Source organism: Streptomyces kebangsaanensis (genome assembly GCF_001906585.1).
GTDB classification, from domain to species: domain Bacteria; phylum Actinomycetota; class Actinomycetes; order Streptomycetales; family Streptomycetaceae; genus Streptomyces; species Streptomyces kebangsaanensis.
Genome location: NZ_JUJA01000140.1, coordinates 68,067 through 73,863 on the forward strand (window position 1 = coordinate 68,067; position 5,797 = coordinate 73,863).

Annotated in this window: 7 protein-coding genes; 1 reads left to right on the forward strand and 6 read right to left on the reverse strand. The window is 71.2% G+C overall.

Going from position 1 to position 5,797, the window contains the following annotated elements; all coding sequences use genetic code 11:
- From RH94_RS44010 to RH94_RS20540, 6 genes are all read right to left on the reverse strand, one after another.
- The coding region (locus tag RH94_RS44010) for a hypothetical protein (protein ID WP_234425906.1) at window positions 1-184 on the reverse strand (184 nt) is incomplete at its 3' end.
- Window positions 177-983, reverse strand: coding sequence for a polysaccharide deacetylase family protein (locus RH94_RS20520; protein WP_073948975.1), 807 nt, complete (start codon window positions 981-983; stop codon window positions 177-179). The genes RH94_RS44010 and RH94_RS20520, both read right to left, overlap by 8 nt.
- The gene (locus tag RH94_RS20525) at window positions 980-1,978 is read right to left on the reverse strand and encodes a glycosyltransferase family 2 protein (protein ID WP_073948976.1); all 999 of its coding nucleotides are present in this window, start codon (window positions 1,976-1,978) and stop codon (window positions 980-982) included. Before RH94_RS20525 ends, RH94_RS20520 begins: the two co-directional genes overlap by 4 nt.
- Entirely contained in the window at window positions 1,975-2,796 is an 822-nt protein-coding gene (locus RH94_RS20530) for a glycosyltransferase family 2 protein (RefSeq protein ID WP_073948977.1), read from the reverse strand. Before RH94_RS20530 ends, RH94_RS20525 begins: the two co-directional genes overlap by 4 nt.
- A gap of 392 nt (window positions 2,797-3,188) precedes the next feature.
- The gene (locus RH94_RS20535) at window positions 3,189-4,283 is read right to left on the reverse strand and encodes a GNAT family N-acetyltransferase (RefSeq protein WP_073948978.1); all 1,095 of its coding nucleotides are present in this window, start codon (window positions 4,281-4,283) and stop codon (window positions 3,189-3,191) included.
- 1 nt (window position 4,284) lies between these two features.
- The gene (locus RH94_RS20540; protein WP_234425907.1) at window positions 4,285-4,710 is read right to left on the reverse strand and encodes a hypothetical protein; all 426 of its coding nucleotides are present in this window, start codon (window positions 4,708-4,710) and stop codon (window positions 4,285-4,287) included.
- 306 nt (window positions 4,711-5,016) lie between these two features.
- Here RH94_RS20540 and RH94_RS20545 point away from each other — a divergent pair.
- Window positions 5,017-5,797 (forward strand): SGNH/GDSL hydrolase family protein (locus RH94_RS20545; RefSeq protein ID WP_073949015.1); only part of this gene is annotated, 781 nt, incomplete at its 3' end.

Sequence of the window (5,797 nt, forward strand, 5' to 3'; positions counted from 1 at the left end):
CCAGCCAGTAGCCCAGGCCCAGCACCGCGGAGATCCCGGTGTTGAGCATCAGCGCGTAGGCGTTGCGGAACAGCTGGTCGCCGCCGGACCGGCCCCGTCCGGGCAGCCGCAGCCGGCGCCCCGGCTGTTCGGGCGCGTGGGGCTCGGGGGCCGATGCCTCGGTGGCGGTGGTCGTGTCAGACACGGCTGCGGATGGCCTTCCGGCGGACCTGACGTGCTCTGCGGACCATGGCGTACCCCTTGGTCAGGGCACGGTCCCCGGCGAAGTTCCGGGCGATCGCGCGGCCCTGGACGAGCCGCTCGAACTCCTCGGTGGTGGTGGAGCGGCGCACGGTGAGCCGCCGCAGGGCGTACGGGCCCTGACGGCGGCGGGCCAGGCCGTTGCCGACGGCGAGGGCCTGCCCGAAGCCCGCCGCCCGCACCCGGGCCCGCACCCGGCGGCTGGAGTAGCCGTAGGGGTAGGCGAACGAGGCGGGGACGGTGCCCAGTTCACCGGCGACGATCTCCTTGCAGCGGATCAGCTCCGACCACAGCGTGTCGTCGTCGAGCTGGTCCAGCTGCGGGTGGGTGTGGCTGTGCCCGCCGATCTCGACCCCGCCGGCGGCGAGTTCGCGCACCTGGTCCCAGTCGAGCATGGTGTCCGGGCCGCCTCCGGTGTCGTGCGCCCCCCGGATCCAGCCGGTGGAGACGAACAGCGTGGCCGGGAAGCCGTGTTCCTCCAGCAGGGGCAGGGCGTACCGGTGGACGCCCTCGTAGCCGTCGTCGAAGGTGATCAGCACGGGGTCCGGGGGCAGCGGCGCGGAGCCCTCCGAGCGCCAGTGGGCGGCCAGCCGGGCCGTGGTCACCGGGTGCAGTCCCAGGCTCTCGACCACGTCCATCTGCTCCTCGAACGCCTCCGGAGCCACGGACAGGCCGCGCGTGGCCTCGTTGGGCTCCGGTGCGACCGCGTGGTACATGAGCACCGGCACGGGTGCGTCGTTCATACGGCTCTTCCCTCCTCGCCGTCCTCGATCCTCACGATCCGGAAGCGGGCGCCGCCCCGGCGCGCCCGGAGGCTGCCGACGGCGTAGCCGCCCGCGGCCGCGAGCACCCCGGCGACGATCGCGCCGGCCCGGCCCGCGCCGCCCGGCCGGGCCAGCAGCGCGTCGCGCACCCCGCGGGCCACCCCGGCGGGCAGCACCCGGGTGGTGTAGCGGCGCTCGGACTCGAGGCCCTTGTCCGCGCCGACGCTGCGCGCCACCAGCGCCTTGGACAGTCCCTCCGCGTAGGTGCGGGTGCGGAAGTAGCGGAAGTGCTCGCGCGGCGCCGGCACCCGGTGGTGGATGACCGCGCGGTCGTCGATCAGGAGGACCGCCTCGGGCCGGGCCCGGCTGAGCCGGATGCACAGCTCCGTCTCCTCGCAGCCCAGCGGACGCCTGTCGCCGTCGCGCCCGATGCCGGTGGCGAAGCCGCCCGCCGCGTCGAACGCCGTGCGCCGGAAGGAGGCGTTGCCGCCGAGCACGTTGCGCACCCGGACCCGGCCGGGCGGCAGTCCCCTGTACGTGCAGCCCACCACCCAGTCGAACTCCTCCGGGAACCAGGCCGGCCGGCGGCCCGACGCCCAGACGGGCACCGTACGGCCGCCCACCGCCATCACCCGCGGATCGGCGTACCCCTCGGCGAAGTGCCGCAGCCAGTCCCGCTCGGCCACGGCGTCGTCGTCGAGGAAGGCGATGACCTCGCCGCGGGAGGCGGCGATGCCGGTGTTGCGGCCGGCGGACAGGCCGCGGGGGCCCGCGTTGGCGAGCACCCGCACGTCCCCGGCCTCCTTGTACTCCCCGGCCAGCCGCTCCAGCAGCGCCCGGTTGTGGTCCACGACCAGGAGCGTCTCCAGGGCCGGCCGGGACTGCGCCCGCACCGAGGAGACCGCCGCGAGGATGTCCTCCCAGCGGTCCTCGGTGTAGACGCAGATCACGACGGAGATGCCGGGACCGCTCAAGACACCTCTCCCCGCACGGAGCCGAGCACGGGGGAGCGGCGCTCCTGGCGGCGCAGCTCACGCCGGTTGGAGCGCTCCTCGAGGATCACCTTCAGCACCCGCAGCCCGTCCCGCACGGCGCGCAGGTTGCTGGCGCCGTGGATGCGCAGGTACTCGTGGCTGGGGATCTCCTGCACCTTCAGCCCGGCCTTGACCACTCTGATGTTCATCAGCGTCTCGACCTCGAAGCCGGTGCAGTCCAGCTCGATCTTGTCCAGGCAGTGCCGCCAGAAGGCGTTGTAGCCGTAGCACAGGTCGGTGTAGCGGGCGCCGAACTTGCGGTTGACCACGGCGCACAGGGCCCGGTTGCCGAGCTTGCGGATGAAGGTCATGTCGTCGGTGCCGCCGCCGTTGGCGAACCGGGAACCCTTGGCGAAGTCCGCGCCCGAGACCAGCGCGGAGACGTAGGAGACGATCTCGCCGCCGTCGGCCGAGCCGTCCGCGTCGACCATCACGATGATGTCGCCGGTGCACGCCTCGAAGCCGGTGATCAGGGCGTCCCCCTTGCCCTTGCCGCGCTGTTCGACGACCTTCACCTCGGGCCACAGCTCGCGGGCCACTTCGACGGTGTCGTCGGTGGAGTTGCCGTCCACGAGAACCACTTCGTGTATCCACTCGGGAAGCGTCTTGAAGACGTAGGGCAGGTTCTCCGCCTCGTTCATGGCGGGGATCACCACGCTCACCGGCGGTGTGATCGCCAAGTGTGAGGAGATAGGACGGAATTCGGTGGCCTCTGTCGGTTCCTGTGCCGAAGAAGGCGGGCGCAGAACGGAGCTCATGAGTCGTGTCCCTCTCGTCCGGCGGACCGCCCGCCCCTCGGGCGGCCCGGCTGTCTGTCCGGTTCGAAAGGGGGGTTCGTCACCCGGGGCGCGCCGGAACGGCTCTTTCGTGCACGCCGGGTGAGCTGGCGAAGCTGACCGGCGTGCCGGATCGACGGCAGCCGGTTGCGCGGCACGGCCCGGTCACACCTGCGGTCACCGAGCACGGCACCCCCCTACCGCGCCCCGCGCCGGAACGTCCTGGCCCTGAGCCCTCCCCTGGAGCCGCTTGCTGACGGACCGATGCGGGTGAGATGTACGACAGTATTGATGATTGAACCAGTATGGCAAGACCTGGAATCAGGCCTCACGATTCCGACGGTTTTTCCGTTGTGCGACTGTGTGCGCGCTGTTCACCGTCTCGACCGGATTTTTCCCATCCGTTTGAGGATTCTGTCCGCGGGTTCGAACAGTTCCGGCCGCGACTGCACCGCGTTCCGCAGCGCCCGGACCGGGGCGCGGCGCGCCCGGTGCCCGACCGCCACGGGGTGGCGGCGTGTCACCCACCCTTCCGACACGTTGTGTTCACGAGTCTTCAGGGAGTCCTTGTACTCCTTCTGGCCCCGGCCGAGGTCGAGGTACGCGATGCCGTCGGCGGCGGCCGCCTCGGCCATGCGCAGATGCAGGACCAGCCCCGGGGAGAACTTCGCGTACGCCGGGTCGTACGCCGGGAACCAGCAGGCCAGCACCCGCTCGGTGCGCAGCCCGAAATGGGCGGCGACCGGACGGCCGTCCGCGTACAGCACCGACAGGATCCCCGCGAACGGGTCGGAGCGGGTGTGGAACAGCCGGGTGACCAGGGCGGTGATCCACGTGTGCGCGAAGCGGTCGCTGCGCCCGGTCCGCCGGTACTGGGCGGACTTCCAGGCCATCAGCGTGCGCAGCACGGCCGGGTCGCGCTCGTCGTGGACGTAGCGCACGGGGCCCGCGTCACGGCCCAGCCGGCGTTCCTTGGCGAGCGTGGTCCTTGTGAACTTCGGTGATCGGGCGCGCAGTTCGCCCAGGTAGACGTCGTATCCCCGGTCGACGTCCATGACCGGGGACGGGAAGGTGCCGGAGGCTCCCGCCTCGAACGGCTCCTGGCCCGCCACCAGGTGGTCGTACTCCCAGACGGCGAGCCCGCAGGCCCGCAGCAGCTCCCGGGCGTCCCAGGTGAAGCCGGGCCGGTGGACCAGGCCCTGGCAGTCGGAGACGCCGAGCCCGACGGCCCGGCCGACGCCGGTGGCGGTTCTCTGGAACGGGAAGAACGCGGCCGGCTCGCCGTCCTCGCGGACCACCGCGATCCGCACCCCGCGTCTGCACCGGCCCACCGCGAGGGCGAACTCGGGGGAGAGGAAAGGGTTCGCCAGCTCCTCCGCGCCGTGCAGATGGGCCTTGGACTGCATCGCCGTCCACGCCGCCCGGTCGGCGGCGCTCAGCTCGCCGGGGCGGTACACGCTGATGTCCACGTCAGGAGCCCTGTCTACTCGCCGTACGGCCGCGCCGGCGCCGTACCGGAACCAGCAGGAGAACGAGGGAGCTGAACGCGGTGACGGCCACCAGCCCGCCGCTGACGGACCATCGGTGCACGGCCAGCATTCCCTGGGCCACCAGCATGTCGAGGACGACCGCGCCCGCCACCGAGGCGAGCGCGCGGCCGAAGGGATCCAGCCCGCGCAGTGCGGCCGCGATGGCGGCGGCCGGCACCGCGAGCAGGAGGAACATCGTCAGCGGGCCGCGCAGGACGGAGTCCGACCCGGTGAACGCGAGCAGCGCACCGGTCCCCCCGACGGCCGTCGCGGCGCCCGCGAGCAGCGGCGACAGGTCCCTCCCCGGCCCTGGTCGCGCCCGCTCGGCGCCCTGTGGTGAAGCTGTCTTGACATGGATGGTCTGCATTGGCGACTTTGCCCCCCGAAGCGCCGGATGCCAGGCTTCAATGTCGCGCAGCCGCGCGGGCATCGTCAAGACGCGGAAGCCACCCATACGGGTTCTCGCGGGTGCTTAAACCTCTCTTCGGCCCTTTCCGCCCTTCTTTCATTCTCCCTCCACTCTTTTTCGGCCAGTTGGCCGACAGGCCGCGACAACGGCCGCTCTCCGCAACCGATTTCGTTGAGCGATAAAAAATTTTGGCATGGACACTTCCTGTCAACACGCGTAGCTGCTACCACAGTTATGGCAGAGATCCTGCTAAAGGGAGGCTCCATGAGACGTTCCCGAATTGCCGCCTATGTCGGTTCCCTCCTCCTGGCCGTCGGACTCGCCCTCACCGGGGCGACGACGGCGCACGCATCTCAATCGGCCGCCGCCGGCGGCTACGTGGCCCTCGGCGACTCCTACTCCTCCGGGGTCGGCGCCGGCAGCTACATCAGCTCCAGCGGCAGCTGCAACCGCAGCACGAAGGCGTACCCGTACCTGTGGAACGCCGCGCACGCGCCCTCGTCGTTCGACTTCACCGCCTGCTCGGGCGCCCGGACGGACGACGTACTGGCGAACCAGCTCGGTCCGCTCAACTCCGCCACCGCACTCGTCTCGATCACCGTCGGCGGCAACGACGCCGGATTCTCCGACGTCATGACGACCTGTGTGCTCCAGTCCGACAGCACCTGCATCTCCCGCATCAACACCGCGAGGGCGTACGTCGACTCGACCCTGCCCGGCAAGCTCGACAACCTCTACTCGGTGATCCGCTCCAAGGCGCCCAACGCGCGCGTGGTCGTGATCGGCTACCCCCGCTTCTACCTGCTCGGCCAGACCTGCCTGGGCCTGTCCGAGACCAAGCGCTCCGCGATCAACGGCGCGTCCGACCACCTCAACACCGCCCTCGCGAAGGCCGCCGCCAACCGCGGCTTCATCTTCGGCGACGTCCGCTCCACCTTCGGCGGCCACGAGATCTGCTCCGGCAACTCCTGGCTGCACAGCGTCGACTGGCTGAACATCGGCAACTCCTACCACCCGACGGCGGCCGGCCAGTCCGGCGGCTACC

Excerpts from the sequence above, each read along its gene's own strand:
- RH94_RS20540 (WP_234425907.1), bottom strand. The coding sequence starts at position 4,710 with ATGCAGACCATCCATGTCAAGACAGCTTCACCACAGGGCGCCGAGCGG.
- RH94_RS20520 (WP_073948975.1), bottom strand. The coding sequence starts at position 983 with ATGAACGACGCACCCGTGCCGGTGCTCATGTACCACGCGGTCGCACCG.
- RH94_RS20530 (WP_073948977.1), bottom strand. The coding sequence starts at position 2,796 with ATGAGCTCCGTTCTGCGCCCGCCTTCTTCGGCACAGGAACCGACAGAG.